Here is a 17970-nt window from a genome sequence, read left to right as displayed (position 1 = left end):
GCCGATCGGACTGTCGATCGTTCCCTACGCTCCGCGTGTGAATGAAACCCGGGACGCTCTGCGCCCCAAAAAGCCGAACGCGGAGCGTCCGTAGAGGCATTCCCACGCGGAGCGTTGGAACGATCACTGCACAGGGGGGTGTCCAATCCGCTAGTCTTGCCCCCATTCCTGGAAGGAGCTGCCCATGTTCGAGTCCGCTGAAATCGGTCACGTCGTTGATAAAGAAACCTTTGAGGCCGAAGAGCCGGCGCTGCGCGAGGCGCTGCTCGAAGCGCAGTTCGAACTGCACCAACAGGGCCGCTTTCCGGTCATCGTCCTGATCAACGGCATCGAAGGCGCGGGCAAGGGCGAGACGGTGAAGTTGCTCAACGAGTGGATGGACCCTCGCCTGATCGAAGTGCGTACCTTCGACCAGCAGACTGACGAAGAACTGGCGCGGCCACCGGCCTGGCGCTACTGGCGGATGCTGCCGGCCAAGGGGCGCATGGGGATTTTCTTCGGCAATTGGTACAGCCAGATGCTGCAAGGGCGGGTGCACGGCGAGTTCAAGGACCCGCGACTCGACCAGGCGATCAACGGCGCCGAACGCCTGGAGAAAATGCTCTGCGACGAAGGGGCGCTGATCTTCAAGTTCTGGTTCCACCTGTCCAAGAAACAGATGAAGGCCCGCCTGAAAAGCCTCAAGGACGACCCGCTGCACAGTTGGCGCATCAGCCCATTGGACTGGCAGCAGTCACAGACCTACGACAAGTTCGTCAAATACGGTGAGCGAGTACTGCGCCGTACCAGTCGCGATTACGCGCCATGGCATGTGATCGCCGGCGCCGATGCTTGTTACCGCAGCCTCGCGGTCGGTCGCATCCTGCTCGAAGGGCTGCGCCAGGCGCTGGACCGGTCGAAGATCAAGCCGGAAAAGGTCAACGTGGCGCCGCTGCCGGCGCTGGACGGCCAGGTGACGTTGATTGACAGCCTGGACATGACGCTGCGCCTGGATAAACCCGATTACGAAGAACAATTGATCACCGAGCAGGCGCGGTTCGCCGGTTTGCTGCGCGACAAACGCATGCGCCGGCATGCGCTGGTGGCAGTGTTCGAGGGCAACGACGCGGCGGGCAAGGGCGGCGCGATTCGCCGGGTCGCGGCGGCGCTCGATCCGCGCCAGTACAGCATCGTACCGATTGCCGCGCCCACCGAGGAAGAAAGGGCCCACCCCTACATGTGGCGCTTTTGGCGGCACATTCCGGCGCGGGGCAAGTTCACCATGTTCGACCGCTCGTGGTACGGGCGGGTGCTGGTGGAGCGGGTCGAGGGCTTCTGCAGCCGCGCCGATTGGTTGCGAGCCTACGGTGAGATCAACGATTTCGAGGAACAACTGGCCGACGCCGGCGTGGTGGTGGTCAAGTTCTGGTTGGCCATCGACAAGGAGACGCAGTTGGAGCGTTTCCAGGAGCGCGAGGAAATCCCCTTCAAGCGCTTCAAGATCACCGAGGACGACTGGCGCAACCGCGACAAGTGGGATGCCTATCGCTCGGCGGTCTGCGACATGGTCGATCGCACCAGCACTGAAATTTCGCCATGGACCCTGGTGGAAGCCAACGACAAGCGTTGGGCTCGGGTCAAAGTCTTGCGCACCCTCAACGAGGCGCTGGAGGCCGCGTTCGAGCGCTCGGCCAAACAGGCGCGCAAAAAGAAATAGCCCGATGGGCACGCATACGCGGGGTGAATGATTGTCGCGTTCGGTTATGCAGTGGATCTATTCTCGAATCCACTCTTAACCGATAACAACAATGAGGTGCCGCCATGCGTGAAGTGGTGATCGTCGACAGTGTACGGACGGGTCTGGCCAAGTCCTTTCGCGGCAAGTTCAACATGACCCGTCCGGATGACATGGCGGCGCATTGTGTCAACGCGCTGCTGGCGCGTAACGACATCGACCCGGCCAGCGTCGAGGACTGCATCGTCGGCGCCGGTTCCAACGAAGGCGCCCAGGGCTTCAACATCGGCCGTAACGTGGCGGTGCTCTCACAACTGGGCACCGGCACGGCCGGAATGACCCTCAACCGTTTCTGTTCCTCAGGCCTGCAGGCCATTGCGATTGCGGCCAACCAGATTGCGTCCGGCTGCAGCGAGATCATCGTCGCCGGCGGGGTCGAATCCATCAGCCTGACGATGAAGAGCGTCAATACCGACAACCTGGTCAATCCATTGCTCAAGGAGCAGGTGCCGGGCATTTATTTCCCCATGGGCCAGACCGCCGAAATCGTTGCGCGTCGCTATCAGGTCAGCCGCGAACAGCAGGACCGCTACGCCTTGCAGAGCCAGCAACGCACGGCCAGGGCACAGGCGCAGGGGCTGTTCGGTGACGAAATCGTGCCGATGACGGTGAAGTACCGAGTCGAGGACAAGAACACCGGAGCGGTGCAAATACTCGATGGCGTGGTTGATCGTGATGACTGCAACCGCCCCGATACCACCTATGAAAGCCTGGCGGGTTTGAAACCGGTGTTCGCCGAGGACGGCTCGGTCACTGCGGGCAACTCTTCGCAATTGTCCGACGGCGCCTCGATGACATTGGTGATGAGCCTGGAAAAAGCCCTGGCGCTGGGCCTCAAGCCGAAGGCGTTTTTCCGTGGCTTTACCGTGGCCGGTTGCGAGCCGGACGAGATGGGCATCGGCCCGGTATTTTCGGTGCCCAAGTTGCTCAAGGCCAAGGGCTTGCAGATCGGCGACATCGACCTGTGGGAACTCAACGAGGCGTTTGCATCCCAGTGCCTCTACAGCCGTAACCGGTTGGAAATCGACAACGAGAAATACAACGTCAACGGCGGCTCAATCTCCATTGGCCACCCGTTCGGCATGACCGGCTCGCGGCAAGTCGGGCATCTGGTGCGTGAGCTGCAACGGCGCAACCTGCGCTACGGCGTCGTGACCATGTGCGTGGGCGGCGGGATGGGGGCGACGGGGTTGTTCGAGGCGGTTAGATAGCCGCTGCTTCCAACGGCTCTTGTGGCGAGGGAGCTCGCTCCCGCTCGGCTGCGAAGCAGCCGTCAATTGGTCGATAGGTGCTGCTGGACAACCGCCGGGCCGTTTTGCGGCCCGGCGGGAGCAAGCTCCCTTGCCACGGGATTTTCAGTGACCTTGGCCAGTTGCATCATTCGCTGGATATAAGCCGCTATTTCCTGTTCCGCAGCTTCGCGGCTTTCGAACGGGCCCTCCTGGGTGCCTTCGCGGGTACTGAAGTAAAACTCGCCATTAATCCGACAGATCCGGTCACTGCGGAAAATCGTCTCCGGGGCGTCGGTATCCTGCGCGCGCGTTCCAGGCATTTCGGTCTCCATAGGTGCTGCGTAGTCGTTTCAGTTGAGCATATGTGGAGTCCTCGATTCGCGCCTGCCCAGCCGATCGACGGCTGCGACCCGTACAATCCCGTCCACGGCGAAGACCTAATTGTCCCTGTGTCGCCGAGCGATCCGAGCCTAGAATGGGCGTTCATGTCTTGGCTTCGAGGGTTGCATGCACATATCGTCCGGTCGCTGGGTCTACGGGCTTTTTCTCGCCTTGCTGACCGCCCTGCTGTGGGGAATCCTGCCGATCAAGCTCAAGCAAGTGCTGCAAGTGATGGATCCGGTCACGGTCACCTGGTTTCGGCTGTCGGTGTCTGGGGGCCTGCTGTTCATCTATCTGGCGGCGACCCGACGCTTGCCCAGCCGCAAAGTGCTCGGTCCGCGTGGCGGTTGGCTGGTGGCGATGGCGGTGTTGGGGCTGGTGGGTAACTACGTCCTGTACCTGATGGGCTTGAACCGCTTGAGCCCCGGCACCGCGCAACTGGTGGTGCAAATGGGCCCGATCATGCTGCTGGTCGCCAGCCTGTTTGTGTTCAAGGAGCGTTTCAGCGTAGGGCAGGGCATCGGCTTGCTGGTGCTGCTGATCGGTTTCGCGCTGTTCTTCAACCAGCGCCTTGTCGAGCTGTTGACGTCCTTGAGCGACTACACCGCCGGCGTCTTGCTGGTGCTGCTGGCCTCGACCGTGTGGACGTTCTATGCCCTCGGCCAGAAGCAGCTGTTGACGGTATGGAATTCGTTGCAGGTGATGATGGTGATCTACCTGTTCTGCGCGCTGTTGCTCACGCCCTGGGTGCACCCGTTGGAGGCGTTGCAACTGAGCCCCTTGCAAGGCTGGCTGTTGCTCGCTTGTTGCCTCAACACCCTGATCGCTTATGGCGCGTTTGCCGAGGCGCTGGCCCATTGGGAGGCCTCGCGAGTCAGCGCGACCCTGGCGATTACGCCGCTGGTGACGTTCGCCGCCGTGGCAATGGCTGCCTGGTGGTGGCCGGACTATGTGCATGCCGAGCAGATCAATCTGCTGGGGTATGGCGGGGCGGTATTGGTGGTGCTGGGCTCGGCGCTGGTTGCGCTGGGTCCATCGCTGGTCGCCGGGCTCAGGGCCCGGCGCGAGCGGATGGTTGCAGGACGATAGAACGCCTGATGATCGTTCCCACGCAGGGCGCGGGAACGAACTCATTAACCAGCAAGACTCAGCCTTGGCTACCGGCCTCCAGCATGTTCTCCGGCCTGACCCAGGCATCGAATTCTTCATCGGTCAGATACCCCAGCTGCAACGCAGCTTCACGTAGAGTCAGCCCTTCGCCGTAGGCTTTCTTGGCGATTTCGGCGGATTTGTCGTAGCCGATGTGCGGGTTCAGTGCCGTCACCAGCATCAATCCACGCTCCAGGTGCGCCGCCATCTGCTCGGCATCCGGTTCGAGGCCGGCGATGCAGTGCTGCTGGAAGTTGCTGCAGCCGTCAGCCAGCAGGCGGATCGATTGCAGCAGGTTGTGGATGATCACCGGTTTGAACACGTTCAACTGCAAGTGACCCTGGCTGGCGGCGAAACCGATCGTCACGTCGTTGCCCAGTACCTGGCAAGCCAGCATTGACAAGGCTTCGCACTGAGTCGGGTTGACCTTGCCGGGCATGATCGAACTGCCGGGTTCGTTGGCCGGCAGCTTCACTTCGGCAAAACCGGCGCGAGGCCCGGAGCCCAGCAGGCGCAGGTCGTTGGCGATTTTCATCAAGGTCACGGCCAGGGTTTTCAGCGCGCCGGACAGCGTGGTCAGCGGCTCATGGCCGGCCAGCGCGGCGAACTTGTTCGGCGCGGTGACGAACGGCAAGCCTGACAACGCCGCCAATTCAGCGGCAATCGCTTCGCCGAAGCCATGGGGCGAATTGAGCCCGGTGCCCACCGCGGTGCCGCCCTGGGCCAGTTCGCAGACCGCCGGCAAGGCCGCGCGGATCGCCCGTTCGGCGTAGTCGAGCTGGGCAATGAACGCGGACAGTTCCTGGCCGAAGGTGATTGGCGTGGCATCCATCATGTGGGTGCGACCGGTCTTGACCAGCTTCATATGACGCGCCGCCAATTCCGCGAGGCCGCCAGACAATTCACTGATGGCCGGCAACAACTGCTGGTGCACGGCCTGGGCAGCGGCGATGTGCATGGCGGTGGGGAAACAATCGTTGGAGCTCTGCGAGCGGTTGACGTGGTCGTTGGGGTGCACCGGGCTCTTGCCGCCTCGCGGGTTGCCCGCCAGCTCGTTGGCTCGCCCGGCGATCACCTCGTTGACGTTCATGTTGCTCTGGGTCCCGCTGCCGGTCTGCCAGACCACCAGCGGGAACTGATCGTCATGCTGGCCGGCCAACACCTCGTCGGCTGCCTGTTCGATCAAACGGGCGATGTCGGCGGGCAGGTCGCCATTGCGGTCGTTGACCCTGGCGGCGGCTTTCTTGACCAGCGCCAAGGCATGCAGCACCGACAGCGGCATGCGTTCATCGCCGATGGCAAAATTGATCATGGAGCGCTGTGTCTGGGCGCCCCAATAGGCTTCATCCGGGACTTCAACCTGGCCAAGGCTGTCGGTTTCGATACGGCTCATCGGGTCAAACTCCTGTTGGTCTGAATGCGCAGTTTAGGCCCAGACGGGCGACATGGGTTCCCTCAATCTAGGAAGGGACGGTTCGGTCCGTCAATCGGGCCCTCCGAGGAACGGGGTTGAGCCCCGGCGTTTTTTAGGCGCAGAATGGTCGCCCTTGGGGTTTTGCCTCGCCTGTTAGATAAGGAAACTCGATGACCCGTCTTCGTGCCATCTGTACCGCAGTTGCTCTGGTGTGTGCCAGCGGCCCTGTTCTTGCCGATACCGCCAGCCACAACGCCAGTGCCGAAGCGTTCCTGACCCTGGCGCACGCCGACAAGCTGGGTACCCCGGTCTACATGCAAGTCCAGCAGATGTTCGCCCAGCGCTTTGAACAGACCAAGGCCCCTGAGTCGAAAAAAGCCACCCTCGAGACTTACCAGGCCAAGGCCAACGCCGCGCTCGACCAGGCCATCGGCTGGAACAAGCTCAAGCCGGACATGGTCAAGCTCTACACCAGCAATTTCAGCGAGTCCGAGCTCAAGGACCTGGTGTCGTTCTACCAGTCGCCCCTGGGCAAGAAAGTCCTGGAGAAGATGCCTCAGCTGACTCAGCAATCGGCACAACTGACCCAGGCCAAGCTGGAAAGCGCGGTGCCGGTGGTCAACAAGCTGCTGGCGGACATGACCGCCGAGCTCGAGCCAAAAGCCGCCGCCCCGGCCAAGAAAAAGCCATAAGCGGAGCCCTGGCATGAGCATGCAACAACGCATCGAATCGACCCTCGGGCTGCTGCAGCCCGAGCACCTGCAAGTGTTGGACGAAAGCCACATGCACAGCCGTGGGCAAGAAACCCACTTCAAGGCCGTGGTGGTCAGCCAGCAGTTCGAAGGGCTCAACCGGGTCAAGCGTCACCAGAAGGTCTACGGCACGCTCGGCGAGCTGATGGGTGAATTCCATGCCTTGGCGCTGCACACCTACACGCCTGAAGAATGGGCGCAAATCGACGCAGCCCCGGCTTCGCCGACCTGTGCCGGTGGCAGCAAGCACTGATTGCAGGGCGAAAAAGCTTTTGTGGCGAGGGAGCTTGCTCCCGCTGGGTCGCGAAGCGGCCCCAAGCCAATCAGCGCGGTGTTTCAGGCTGATCCAATCAGCTTTTTGGGGCTGCTGCGCACCCCAGCGGGAGCAAGCTCCCTCGCCACAAAGGCTCTCGCTCCTAAAGCCAGCATGTTTTTGCTAGAATCCGCAACGCGCCGCTCACCCGGCGCGTTTTTTTTCGCATCCGGTTCACCCCTTACGAGGGTAGCCACCTGGAGAAATACCCATGACACCACCGATTGTCGTGGCGGCACTGTATAAGTTCGTCACCCTGGAAGATTACGTCGAGCTGCGCGAGCCCCTGCTCAAGGCGATGCTCGACAACGGCATCAAAGGCACCCTGCTGATTGCCGAGGAAGGCATCAACGGCACGGTTTCCGGCACCCGCGAGGGGATCGACGGGTTGATGGCCTGGCTCAAGAACGATCCGCGCATGGACGACATCGACCACAAAGAGTCGTACTGCGACGAGCAGCCGTTCTACCGCACCAAGGTCAAGCTCAAGAAAGAAATCGTCACCCTCGGCGTGGAAGGCGTGGACCCGAACAAGCGGGTCGGCACCTATGTCGAGCCGCAGGACTGGAACGCGCTGATCAATGATCCGGAAGTCTTGCTGATCGACACCCGCAACGATTACGAAGTGGCGATCGGCACCTTTGAAGGTGCCGTCGATCCGAAGACCACCAGCTTCCGCGAATTCCCCGAGTACATCAAAGCCAACTTCGACCCGGCCAAGCACAAGAAAGTCGCCATGTTCTGCACCGGGGGCATTCGTTGCGAGAAGGCTTCGAGCTACATGCTTGGCCAAGGATTCGACGAGGTCTATCATCTCAAGGGCGGCATCCTGAAATACCTCGAAGAGGTGCCTCAGGAAGAAACCAAATGGCGCGGTGACTGCTTTGTGTTCGACAACCGCGTAACCGTGCGTCATGACCTCAGCGAAGGCGACTACGATCAATGCCATGCCTGCCGGACCCCGGTGAGCGTGGAGGATCGCGAGTCGCAACACTATGTGCCGGGCATCAGCTGCCCGCATTGCTGGGATAAGTTGAGCGAGAAGACCCGTCGCAGCGCCATCGACCGGCAAAAGCAGATCGAATTGGCCAAGGCACGCAACATGCCCCATCCGATCGGCTACAACTACAAGCAATCATCTTCCGAGGCTTGAGCCATGGCGTCGCGCCTGCTGTATGTAATGGACCCGATGTGTTCGTGGTGCTGGGGCTTCGCGCCAGTGGCCGAGGCGCTGGCCGAGCAGGCCCAGGCCGCAGGCGTGGAATTGCACTTGGTCGTGGGCGGCTTGCGCACCGGCAGCGGTTCGGCCCTGGAGCCGACGACCCGGCGCTATATTCTTGAACATTGGCAGGCGGTCACCGAGGCCACCGGCCAGCCGTTCAAGCTTGAGGGCGCGCTGCCGGACGGCTTCGTCTACGACACCGAACCCGCGTGTCGGGCGCTGGTGACGGCGCGCAGCCTGGCGCCGGACCTGGCCTGGAAGCTGTTGAAGCTGATCCAGCAGGCCTTTTATGAGCAAGGCCGTGACGTGACCCACGCCAGCGTCCTGGTGGAACTGGCCGAGCAGGCCGGTTTGCCCCGCATTGAGTTCGCCGCGGCATTCGACCGCGCCGAACAACATGCAGCCACGGCCGCCGATTTCACCTGGGTACAAGATTTGGGCATTGCCGGGTTTCCCACGCTGCTGGCCGAGCGTGACGGTCAGTTGGCCTTGCTGACCAACGGCTACCAACCCCTGGACCAATTGTCGCCGTTGCTCGGGCGTTGGCTGGAGCGCGCGGCCTGTGCCTGACCTGCCCGATGATGGCGCACCGGCCACGCGCCGCATCGATCGCTTGAGCTGGGCGGAAATTCGTCGTCTGTCCCTCACGCACAAGAAAGCCCTGTGGATCGCCAACGGCGTCGCCGTGCTGGCGACGTTGTGCAGCGTACCGATCCCGCTGCTGTTACCGCTGCTGGTCGACGAAGTGCTGCTGGGCCATGGCGATGCGGCTCTGAAAATCATGAACAATGCACTGCCGACAGCCTGGCAAAGCGCGGCCGGTTACATCGGGCTGATGCTGCTGGTGACGTTGATGCTGCGGTGCGGCGCGCTGCTCTTCAACGTCTTGCAGGCCCGGTTGTTCGCCAGTCTGGCCAAGGACATTGTCTATCGCATCCGCATTCGGCTGATCGAGCGTCTCAAGCGTATTTCCCTCGGTGAATATGAAAGCCTGGGCAGCGGTACGGTGACCACGCACCTGGTCACCGACCTGGACACCCTCGACAAGTTCGTCGGCGAAACCCTCAGTCGGTTCCTGGTTGCCATGCTCACGCTGGTGGGCACCGCCGGCATCCTGATGTGGATGCATTGGAAGCTGGCGTTGCTGATCCTGTTGTTCAATCCCTTGGTGATCTACGCCACGGTGCAGCTGGGCAAACGGGTCAAGCACCTGAAGAAACTGGAAAATGACAGCACCTCGCGCTTCACCCAGGCCCTGACCGAAACCCTGGACGCTATTCAGGAAGTGCGGGCCGGCAACCGCCAGGGATTCTTCCTCGGCCGACTGGGGATGCGCGCCCGGGAAGTGCGCGACTACGCGGTGAATTCGCAGTGGAAAACCGATGCCTCGAACCGTGCCAGCGGTTTGCTGTTCCAGTTTGGTATCGATATTTTCCGCGCCGCGGCCATGCTCACCGTGCTGTTTTCCGACCTGTCCGTCGGCCAGATGCTCGCGGTGTTCAGTTACCTGTGGTTCATGATCGGTCCGGTGGAACAACTGCTGAATCTGCAATATGCCTACTACGCGGCATCAGGTGCCTTGAACCGCATCAATGAACTGCTGGCCCGGGCCGACGAGCCGCAGTACCGCGGCGGCGTCAACCCGTTCAAGGGGCGCGACACCGTCGGCATCGACATCCAAGGGCTCAGGTTCGGCTATGGCGAGGAAATGGTGCTCAATCAACTGAACCTGTCCATTTCGCCGGGGGAGAAGGTCGCGATCGTCGGCGCCAGTGGCGGCGGCAAGAGCACCTTGGTGCAACTGTTGCTGGGCCTGTATACGCCGCAGGCTGGCAGCATCCGGTTCGGCGGCGCGACCCAGCAGGAAATCGGCCTGGAAACCATCCGGGAAAATGTCGCGGTGGTGCTGCAGCATCCTGCGCTGTTCAACGACACGGTGCGCGCCAATCTGTCCATGGGCCGCGATTGCAGCGACGAGGCTTGTTGGCGAGCACTGGGAATCGCTCAGCTCGAAGAGACGGTGCGTGCGCTGCCGCAGGGCTTGGAAAGTATTGTCGGGCGTTCCGGCGTCAGGCTGTCGGGCGGGCAGCGCCAACGACTGGCCATCGCCCGAATGGTCTTGGCCGAGCCGCGAGTGGTGATCCTCGACGAAGCCACCTCGGCGTTGGACGCCGCCACGGAATACAACCTTCATCAGGCACTGGCGCGGTTCCTGAGTGGACGCACGACGTTGATCATTGCGCACCGGTTATCCGCGGTGAAACAGGCTGACCGTGTATTGGTGTTCGACGGCGGACAAATCGCCGAAGACGGCGACCACCAGCAGCTGATTGCCGATGGTGGTTTGTACGCCAGGCTTTATGGGCATTTGCAGCGGCACTGATTGCCTGGAATGTGAGCCGGTTGAAGCGCGTGCTTCAGCTCTCAAGGTTGACGGCGTTTACCCCATGTAACGTTCAACGAATCTGCTCCACGCGAATGACCGAATTCCTTCATGACGATTGCACAGGAATCGCACGGAGGCAGCGTCGTGGCAATGGTCATTGAACGGATATCTGCGTTATTGGGATATTTTTCACGGACGAAACCGACCAGCTTGCTTTCGCTGTCAGCAGAGGTCACTTGACCCAGTATGTCCGAGCGACTCGAATGTGGTATCGATAACACCCTGTTATCTTGGCCGATTGAAAGGGACGTGGGCACAATGGGGCCCGCAATATCATCCACGTTAAAGTAGTTGGTTCCATTGACTTCTACTTGTCTAGCGTTGGAACGGAACAAGGGTAAACGCCGAGTGAAATCTTTGACGCCGGAGACGCTGACATAGACTTCGGTTTTCCCTGAAGCAAGGATAAGGTGGGCGATTGCTATATTTTTTTTATAACTTGGAAGTATACCCGTTAGCTCTTTCATGGCCTCGTTTATAGAAAGGGATTCTTTTTTAAAGAGTGCGCCGAAAACGGAAGTGGTCATGTTCGTTACCTGCCATGGGGCGGATGTGGCGGGTCTCCATAAGGCGGTGCCGTTGGGTAGTTCGACTGCAATCATTCTCGTGCGATTATCAAATAGAAGTGCTTCGGCAGGGGAGGTGTCGACTTTTATCCATTTCATGTTTTTGGGCGGGTCTGGGGTGACGCCGATAGGGATTGAGACCTCGTCCATGTTTTTCAGCGCTTGTTCAACTTTTTCTATACCGTGTACCCGTGCGGCATTGTTTGCATTGAGTGAACCGTCATAGATTCGTTTCAACTCCGCTCCGTATCCTTCTTCCCACGCACTGGGCTCCTGTTTTAGCAGTTTCAATGTTTTGGTGTCATTCGTGGCGGAGAGTCTAAATGCGTAGTAGTTGTCATTTAGCCGGGTGAAGATGTAATTGAATTTCTCATCGAGAGAGGGCACGATGATTGCCCCGATTCGATGGGCGTCGTTGATACCCTCTGCGGTGCCGGTGACCCTGATGCCGGCATATATACCCGTCTGGAATTCTATCGTTACGTCTATTGTTAGCTTAGGTTTGGGGATTCTGGTAGGCAGGTAGATCCATTCTGGTTTACCTGTATATCTGATGTGCGTGCCATTTTTGAATTCGTATATCTTTCCTTGATAATTGAATATGGCTCTATCTCTAATTCTCGCTGGTTCGACGAGAACGTCGCCAAACCAGGGTGCCCAGCTCTTTTCTGAACTGACCGTTCCCAGGGCAGGACGCTCGGCGACATCGCCGGTCAGTGAGTAAAAAGTGCAAGTTTTATCTAGCGGCATGGCAATTTCCTAAAGTTTTTAGTGATGTCCAAGGTGTCGACCCTGCGCAGGGCGCCATCTTCCAATCGATAAGGAACGTCATCCAAATAGAAGGTCCGGCTACCGTCGACTTCCAGCACTTCTTTCACGCGAGTATTGTCAGGAATCTTGAAGAGGCTATCGGTTTCGGTTCTGCCCAACAGGTCGTATCGGGAGGGGCCAAACGACAACCCGGAACGTTCAGCCGTCAGGGTAGGTCCGTAGGGTTTGGTGGACAAAGGGTCGACAAAGCGAAAGTCGGATTTGCCGTGGGAGGCGATATTGCGCACCGGGGCATCTTCAATTTCATAGACCGTGGCCAGTCGATCTTTTGTCGACAGAGGACGCCATCGGCCCGGATCGGTCGCTTGAGGCACGCCTTTCAAAAGGTCGTATTGACCTGCTCGGCCGCTTAATTTCTTGAGGCTGAGATAACCTTTTTTGCTGAGTCTGAACAGGCCCAGGCCGCCCCCCTTGAGCAGCGAGGGAATACCGTCCAGTGGATTCAAGGTGGAATTGAGGAGAACGCCTACTTTTTGTGCAAGCGAAGGCAGTTTTTTTGTGAGGGTAAGTTTGCCCCCTGCTCTGATTATCTTCATGGAACCGGACGCAAATTTCCCAAACGGAAATACGAAGGCTGCGAGGTCTAAGGTTAAACCCAATAAACCTTCATTTATTTTCTTTCGTTTGCCTGAACTCAGGTTCTCTATGCTGTCCCAGAATGGAATGAATGATTTTATTACGCTTATTACCCCGTCAAGATTCGCCTGTTGGCGTTCAAATTTGGTTTGGCCGTAACAGGTGCGGCGCAACTCCGTTTCGTCAATAAAAAGGAGGCGGTCGGCAATATGTTTGGCGATCGACTGGATGGACGTTGATTCCAAGGTAGTAGGTGTAATGTGGGGGAGATCACTGTTCATTAATCTACCCAACGTGCCACCCATCTGGTCCATGATAGCTTGGCATTGCATATCTTTTTCGGGAACTGTTCCGTTGACGTGAGCGTTCCAATCAAAAGGTAGCTCTGTATTTTTATCTTGGAACGACCCAAAAAAGCCGGGGCGAATTTGTTCGGCAAGATTCATCTGCACTGCAAACGTTGTAGTGACGCCGATATGGTGCGGCATGATATCCAGCCGGGGACGAATGACACCCGCTCGCGGCAATAGTTCGTAGTACCTTGCCTTGCCGTCGTAAGTTGCTTCTAAAATAAAGCCGCAGCGAGCGCGCAGGGGTAACGTTTCCTCTGCGACTCCAATCACGCCGCCGATATCACCCGTGGGTTGTCTGAGGCTGTATAGCTTGACGATGCCGTACTCCAATGCCCGTCGATCAATCAAAGGAAGCGACGCGAGTTGGTGAATGATCAATCGCTGGTAGGCGCCGCTAATTAGCTTGATGTAATCCTTGAAGCGGGTGTCGAATATGTTTTTTATATTTGGCAGTGCTTTTCCTTTGAGCCCGCGACCGAAAAGATTGGTATTTACTGTGCCCGCTTCGGACAGGGTTAACCACGCCGAAGATGGCGGGTTGATGTACCATTTTGCCTTGCTCAACTCTCCAGAGGCATAGATATCAACAAGCGAATAATAGTGGTCGATTGGCGGTCCGCTTTTCCATGTACCACTCCCGGTAGAGAATGCGGAGGCCTCTTTCTCCAGTTTCCATTCCGTCAAGAAACGGCTATGTCCAAGTAGCTTGGTCAGCTCAAGTGTCGCGATCTCCAGTCTGTCGGGCGGACGTTTGTCGAGATCGGTGATAGCACTACTCAATTGAGTAATAGCCTCATCGAGTTTTTGCATCACCTTTTCGAGGGTCTGCACCGAGTAGTCTGCATCGGTACGTTCAGGAACGAAGCCATTGGTGATCGCCCAGTCCAGAGCGGGTTGAAGTCTGGTCAGGGAGGCAAGTTTTAGATCTTCGGCGTTGCCTTCATCCATGTATTCGGCGGGCAGGTCAATCAGTTGCTGAACGCTCAATCGTTGCAGCAGCGTTGGATCAAGGGTGTTGGCAAGCTGGACGCCATGGACAAAGTTGACCCAGACAGTCGAGCTCCGGTAGGGCAGTTCCGAGGGAATGTCCAGGATCTGGAAGTCCAGGGGAAACGATGAGCGATACAAACAGGCCAGCAGGACGGATTCATTCACCGATGAAGCGCGTTTCGAAGTAAGTAGATGCGACTCGAACGCCAGCCATATCGCTTCGTAGCTCTTGCCCCAATTGGAGGGTGCCTGCCATTGATAGCCGGCGATAGCGCCATCTTGCTCGGGTTTCCCTGCCCGCAACCAAAGATCAATGGCTTTGACCAGCAATTTGATTCGCACGCTTGGAGCACTGTCTTCGCCGTGATTACCGCCGTACCATTCCAAGGCTCGCAACAGGGCTTCCGTCAACGCCTCAGCTTCTTCTGACAACAGGATTTTTTCGAGATAAAACGATGGTTTCGCTCGTAGGTCCTGGATCGTCAGGCTGGCTATGTCTATCGAACTGAGGTGGGCCAGTAATGATGTGCGAAGTTGGGGAAGGCGTTCACGCATCGTTTCCATGATCAGATCGTCGACGGACTTGTCCTCGACGGCGCAGCCGTGACCCAGTCCGTCGAGACGGAATGCATCGCCCAGTCCCAGTGAATGACGGGCGCGCTTTTCTTCCAGTGCCTGGATCGCGGCTTCGCATTGTTGATCATCCAGCGGATCGGGGAGCGGGATCCCGTAGAACCAGGCCATTCTTGCGAACGTAACCTCGCCATTCTGACGAATCTGGCCTCCAAGTTTTAGAACGGCTTTTTCAATACTGGAAAGCCACCCGTCCCATACGGGATTCTTGCCAAGCGGAATTGCAATGGTGACTTCGCTGTCGCTCGACTGTGTTTCGTAGACGGCTTTTCCGTCTTTCAACGTGACGGTTAAACGGTGCGGTGAGGCTCCTACTGTTTTGCACGATGCCCGGTAGTCTTCATTTTGCGCCAACGCTTGTAGCGAGCGCTGTCCGGTCTCGTCCTCCAAGTACATCGGAGAACAACGCTTTGGTTTTATCAAGGTATTGGCAAGCTTCTCGGGGGATGTGTTTCGGATCAGCGAAAGCAAAGAATCGTAGTCGCCCAACAAGCCTTGATATTTTTCGTCAGGGGACGGGACCGGGCCCAGTGATGAGGCCATTGGCGGGTCGAGAGTGAGTAGTGATGACATATCCATGGTTCTCGGTGGTTAATACGGGCCCCCGTTAGCGATCATTCGCAATGTCAGGGGGAAGTATCAAAGCACTCCGAAAAAAATGGTTGTGGTACATATGTATATCGCGGCAAAACTATCGGGGCGCGAGTGTCCAAAGGCGCTGCTGATCCTTCTCTTGCGCCAGGTCCGTGGGGTTGCAGGGCAGCAAATAAATGTGCCGCCTCTTGCGGGGAACCGCTGCGCCTCCTAGTCTTGCTGGGATGACCGGCGTCAACGCCGATCGCTGCTATCTGTGCAAGGGACCTCATGAAGCAAAAGCGGACGCTCGGAACGCCACGGTTGTTGGGCATCGTCTGGCCCTTTATTGCTGTTGTGCTATTTCAAGCATTGCTTGGGGGGGTCAGCCTTTACGTATTGTCTGCGGTTCGCGGTTACGTGGCGGGGGAGAGCCTTTGGTCCAAGGGCCAGAAAGACGCCATCTATTATCTCAATCTCTACGCCGACAGCCGTGACGAGGCGATTTTTCGCAAGTATCAACAAGCCATCGCCGTACCCGAGGGCGGACATGATTTGCGCGTTGCCCTGGACCGCGATCCGCCGGATCTCGAAGCGGCACGGACCGGGATTCTTCAAGGTGGCAACCATCCGGACGACGTGTCCAGCCTGATCTGGCTGTACCTCAATTTTCGCCATTTCAGTTACCTGGAAGAAGCCATCGATTTATGGACGGTTGGCGATGGCTACCTGACCGAACTGGATAATGTCGCCCGGCAGATGCATCGCAGCATCACGGCGGGAGAGGTCTCGGACGCCGATGTCCGCGGCTGGAAAGCGCAGATTTTCGCGATCAACGATTCCGTCACGCCGGCTGCCAAGGCGTTCAGCGATGCGCTGGGCGAAGGGTCGCGTTTCATCCTGCGCCTGTTGCTGGTGACCAATTTCGCCACGGCCTTGGGGCTGATCGTCCTGGCACTGCTGCGCACGCATAAGTTGTTGGCCCAGCGACAAGTCTTCGCCAATGCGCTGCAATTGGAGAAGGAGCGGGCGCAAATCACCCTGCAATCGATCGGCGACGGTGTGATCACCACGGACGTCGACGGCGCCATCGCCTACATGAACCCCGCTGCCGAAGCGATGACCCATTGGAAAGCCGAGCATGCGGCGGGGCTGCCCCTGGCGGCGCTGTTCAATTTGCTCGACGACAACGCCCAGACCGAGGGGCTGACGCTGATCGAACACATCCTCAGCGGGCGACTTGGCGGCGGTAGCGAACATTCCAAGCTGATCCAGAGGCTCGACGGCAGCACCGTCTCGGTCACGCTGGTGGGGGCGCCGATCCGCCATGCCGGCAAGGTCAGCGGCGCGGTGCTGGTGCTGCATGACATGACCCAGGAGCGCCAGTACATCGCCAACCTGTCATGGCAGGCCACGCACGATGCCCTGACCGGCCTGGCAAACCGCCGCGAATTCGAATACCGCCTCGAACAGGCCCTGCATAACCTGACGCGCCAAATCGGGCGCCACGCCTTGATGTTCCTCGACCTGGACCAGTTCAAGTTGGTCAACGACACCTGTGGCCACGCGGCGGGTGATGAACTGTTGCGGCATATTTGTGCCTTGCTGCAATCGGGGCTGAGGGAAAACGACACGTTGGCCCGACTGGGTGGCGATGAGTTCGGCATTTTGTTGGAAAACTGCGCGCCGGAGGCTGCGGAAAAAATCGCGGAAGGCCTGCGCCAGACCGTGCAGAACCTGCATTTTGTCTGGAAAGGCCGGCCATTCGTAACCACCGTCAGCATCGGTCTGGTGCACATATCCCAGAGCCCGACGACGCTGGAAGCATCCCTGCGCGCTGCGGACATGGCGTGCTACATGGCCAAGGAGAAGGGCCGGAACCGGGTCCAGGTCTACCATGCCGACGATTCGGAACTGTCCCTGCGGTTCGGCGAAATGGCTTGGGTCCAACGCCTGCACATGGCGTTGGAGGAAAATCGTTTCTGTCTCTACGCCCAGGAAATTGCCGCGCTGGGCCCGGGTGACCATGGCGGCGGACACATTGAGATCCTGCTGCGCCTGCATGACGAGGCGGGCCGGATGATCCTGCCGGACAGTTTCATTCCAGCCGCGGAGCGTTATGGCCTGATGACTTCGCTGGACCGTTGGGTGGTGGAGAATGTCTTCAAGATCATTCGCCAATGCCTGAATGAACCGCGACAGGGGCCGTTGGCCATGTGTGCGATTAATCTGTCAGGCACAACTATAGGAGATCAGGCGTTCCTGGACTTCCTGCGTAAACAGTTTGCGGCATACTCCATCCCCCCAGAAATGATTTGTTTTGAAATTACCGAGACCAGCGCAATTTCAAATTTGGGCAGCGCGATTCGATTTATCAATGAACTCAAAGGTTTGGGCTGTTATTTTTCGCTGGATGACTTTTGCGCCGGAATGTCTTCGTTCGCTTACTTGAAACATTTACCTGTAGACTTCTTGAAGATCGATGGGAGTTTCGTAAAGGATATGCTGGACGACCCGATTAACCGGGCAATGGTCGAAGTGATCAATCACATCGGCCATGTCATGGGTAAGCGTACGATTGCCGAGTTTGTAGAAACGGCACAGATCGAACAGGCGCTGTTGGAGATCGGGGTGGATTTCGCTCAGGGGTATGTTATCGAGCGGCCACAGATGTTTACCTGTGACACCTTGCAATGCCGGCCGGCCAGGCCTCAACCGTTGTTATTCAAGGCCCCCGGCACGTTCCGCTGAAACTCTCGTTGGTC

Annotated in this window: 12 protein-coding genes and 1 pseudogene; 9 read left to right on the top strand and 4 right to left on the bottom strand. The window is 58.5% G+C overall.

Translation table 11 applies throughout. The features are described 5' to 3' along the window. The first annotated feature begins 184 nt into the window (after positions 1–184). On the top strand, positions 185–1696 hold the full coding sequence (gene pap, locus HU762_RS12275; protein ID WP_186637090.1) for a polyphosphate:AMP phosphotransferase: 1512 nt from the start codon (positions 185–187) through the stop codon (positions 1694–1696). Between the two features lie 104 nt (positions 1697–1800). Continuing rightward, a complete protein-coding gene (locus HU762_RS12270; RefSeq protein WP_186637088.1) occupies positions 1801–2985 on the top strand; it encodes a thiolase family protein in 1185 nt (394 codons plus the stop codon). 152 nt (positions 2986–3137) lie between these two features. Here HU762_RS12270 and HU762_RS12265 read toward each other — a convergent pair. Next, positions 3138–3326: pseudogene (locus HU762_RS12265) on the bottom strand (DUF6316 family protein); the annotation flags it as partial. 187 nt (positions 3327–3513) lie between these two features. Between HU762_RS12265 and HU762_RS12260 the strand changes: the two are divergent. Next, positions 3514–4476 (top strand): DMT family transporter, encoded by a 963-nt coding sequence (locus HU762_RS12260; RefSeq protein ID WP_186610474.1) that lies wholly within the window; start codon positions 3514–3516, stop codon positions 4474–4476. A 58-nt stretch (positions 4477–4534) separates the two neighbouring features. Here HU762_RS12260 and HU762_RS12255 read toward each other — a convergent pair whose 3' ends face one another. Then, positions 4535–5929: a class II fumarate hydratase gene (locus tag HU762_RS12255; RefSeq protein ID WP_186637086.1), complete on the bottom strand. Its 1395-nt coding sequence runs from the start codon at positions 5927–5929 to the stop codon at positions 4535–4537. Between the two features lie 191 nt (positions 5930–6120). Here HU762_RS12255 and HU762_RS12250 point away from each other — a divergent pair, with 191 nt between their 5' ends. The 5 genes from HU762_RS12250 to HU762_RS12230 all read left to right on the top strand — a co-directional run bounded on the left by HU762_RS12250 (position 6121) and on the right by HU762_RS12230 (position 10620). After that, the gene (locus HU762_RS12250; protein ID WP_030141033.1) at positions 6121–6642 is read left to right on the top strand and encodes a DUF2059 domain-containing protein; all 522 of its coding nucleotides are present in this window, start codon (positions 6121–6123) and stop codon (positions 6640–6642) included. A 13-nt stretch (positions 6643–6655) separates the two neighbouring features. Then, the gene (locus HU762_RS12245) at positions 6656–6955 is read left to right on the top strand and encodes a BolA family protein (RefSeq protein ID WP_186637084.1); all 300 of its coding nucleotides are present in this window, start codon (positions 6656–6658) and stop codon (positions 6953–6955) included. A 271-nt stretch (positions 6956–7226) separates the two neighbouring features. After that, complete coding sequence (locus HU762_RS12240; protein WP_186637082.1) at positions 7227–8168, top strand: rhodanese-related sulfurtransferase; 942 nt, start codon at positions 7227–7229, stop codon at positions 8166–8168. 36 nt (positions 8169–8204) lie between these two features. Then, complete coding sequence (locus HU762_RS12235; RefSeq protein WP_186637399.1) at positions 8205–8807, top strand: DsbA family protein; 603 nt, start codon at positions 8205–8207, stop codon at positions 8805–8807. After that, on the top strand, positions 8800–10620 hold the full coding sequence (locus HU762_RS12230; protein ID WP_186637080.1) for an ATP-binding cassette domain-containing protein: 1821 nt from the start codon (positions 8800–8802) through the stop codon (positions 10618–10620). The genes HU762_RS12235 and HU762_RS12230 overlap by 8 nt, the downstream gene beginning before the upstream one ends. Positions 10621–10661: 41 nt before the next feature. Here the strand turns inward: HU762_RS12230 and HU762_RS12225 are convergent, their stop codons facing one another. Together HU762_RS12225 and HU762_RS12220 are read right to left on the bottom strand one after the other, a co-directional pair. After that, entirely contained in the window at positions 10662–11999 is a 1338-nt protein-coding gene (locus HU762_RS12225; RefSeq protein ID WP_186637078.1) for a deaminase domain-containing protein, read from the bottom strand. Continuing rightward, positions 11990–15211, bottom strand: a complete 3222-nt coding sequence (locus tag HU762_RS12220; protein ID WP_186637074.1) for a hypothetical protein — start codon at positions 15209–15211, stop codon at positions 11990–11992. The genes HU762_RS12225 and HU762_RS12220 overlap by 10 nt, the downstream gene beginning before the upstream one ends. 285 nt (positions 15212–15496) lie before the next feature. On the opposite strand from HU762_RS12220, the gene HU762_RS12215 reads away from it, so the two are divergent. Then, positions 15497–17956, top strand: coding sequence for an EAL domain-containing protein (locus tag HU762_RS12215; protein WP_186637072.1), 2460 nt, complete (start codon positions 15497–15499; stop codon positions 17954–17956). Positions 17957–17970 lie beyond the last annotated feature (14 nt).

Source organism: Pseudomonas sp. SWRI92 (genome assembly GCF_014268685.1).
Classification (GTDB): Bacteria; Pseudomonadota; Gammaproteobacteria; order Pseudomonadales; family Pseudomonadaceae; genus Aquipseudomonas; species Aquipseudomonas marvdashtae.
Note: the sequence above shows the minus strand (reverse complement) of the source record. Positions and strands in the feature narration are given on the sequence as shown.

Bases quoted from the DNA above. Each gene is read 5' to 3' on its own strand.
- HU762_RS12225 (WP_186637078.1), bottom strand. From the start codon at position 11,999: ATGCCGCTAGATAAAACTTGCACTTTTTACTCACTGACCGGCGATGTC.
- HU762_RS12255 (WP_186637086.1), bottom strand. From the start codon at position 5,929: ATGAGCCGTATCGAAACCGACAGCCTTGGCCAGGTTGAAGTCCCGGAT.
- HU762_RS12250 (WP_030141033.1), top strand. From the start codon at position 6,121: ATGACCCGTCTTCGTGCCATCTGTACCGCAGTTGCTCTGGTGTGTGCC.
- HU762_RS12235 (WP_186637399.1), top strand. From the start codon at position 8,205: ATGTGTTCGTGGTGCTGGGGCTTCGCGCCAGTGGCCGAGGCGCTGGCC.
- HU762_RS12260 (WP_186610474.1), top strand. From the start codon at position 3,514: ATGCACATATCGTCCGGTCGCTGGGTCTACGGGCTTTTTCTCGCCTTG.
- HU762_RS12270 (WP_186637088.1), top strand. From the start codon at position 1,801: ATGCGTGAAGTGGTGATCGTCGACAGTGTACGGACGGGTCTGGCCAAG.
- HU762_RS12245 (WP_186637084.1), top strand. From the start codon at position 6,656: ATGAGCATGCAACAACGCATCGAATCGACCCTCGGGCTGCTGCAGCCC.
- pap (WP_186637090.1), top strand. From the start codon at position 185: ATGTTCGAGTCCGCTGAAATCGGTCACGTCGTTGATAAAGAAACCTTT.
- HU762_RS12240 (WP_186637082.1), top strand. From the start codon at position 7,227: ATGACACCACCGATTGTCGTGGCGGCACTGTATAAGTTCGTCACCCTG.
- HU762_RS12215 (WP_186637072.1), top strand. From the start codon at position 15,497: ATGAAGCAAAAGCGGACGCTCGGAACGCCACGGTTGTTGGGCATCGTC.
- HU762_RS12220 (WP_186637074.1), bottom strand. From the start codon at position 15,211: ATGGATATGTCATCACTACTCACTCTCGACCCGCCAATGGCCTCATCA.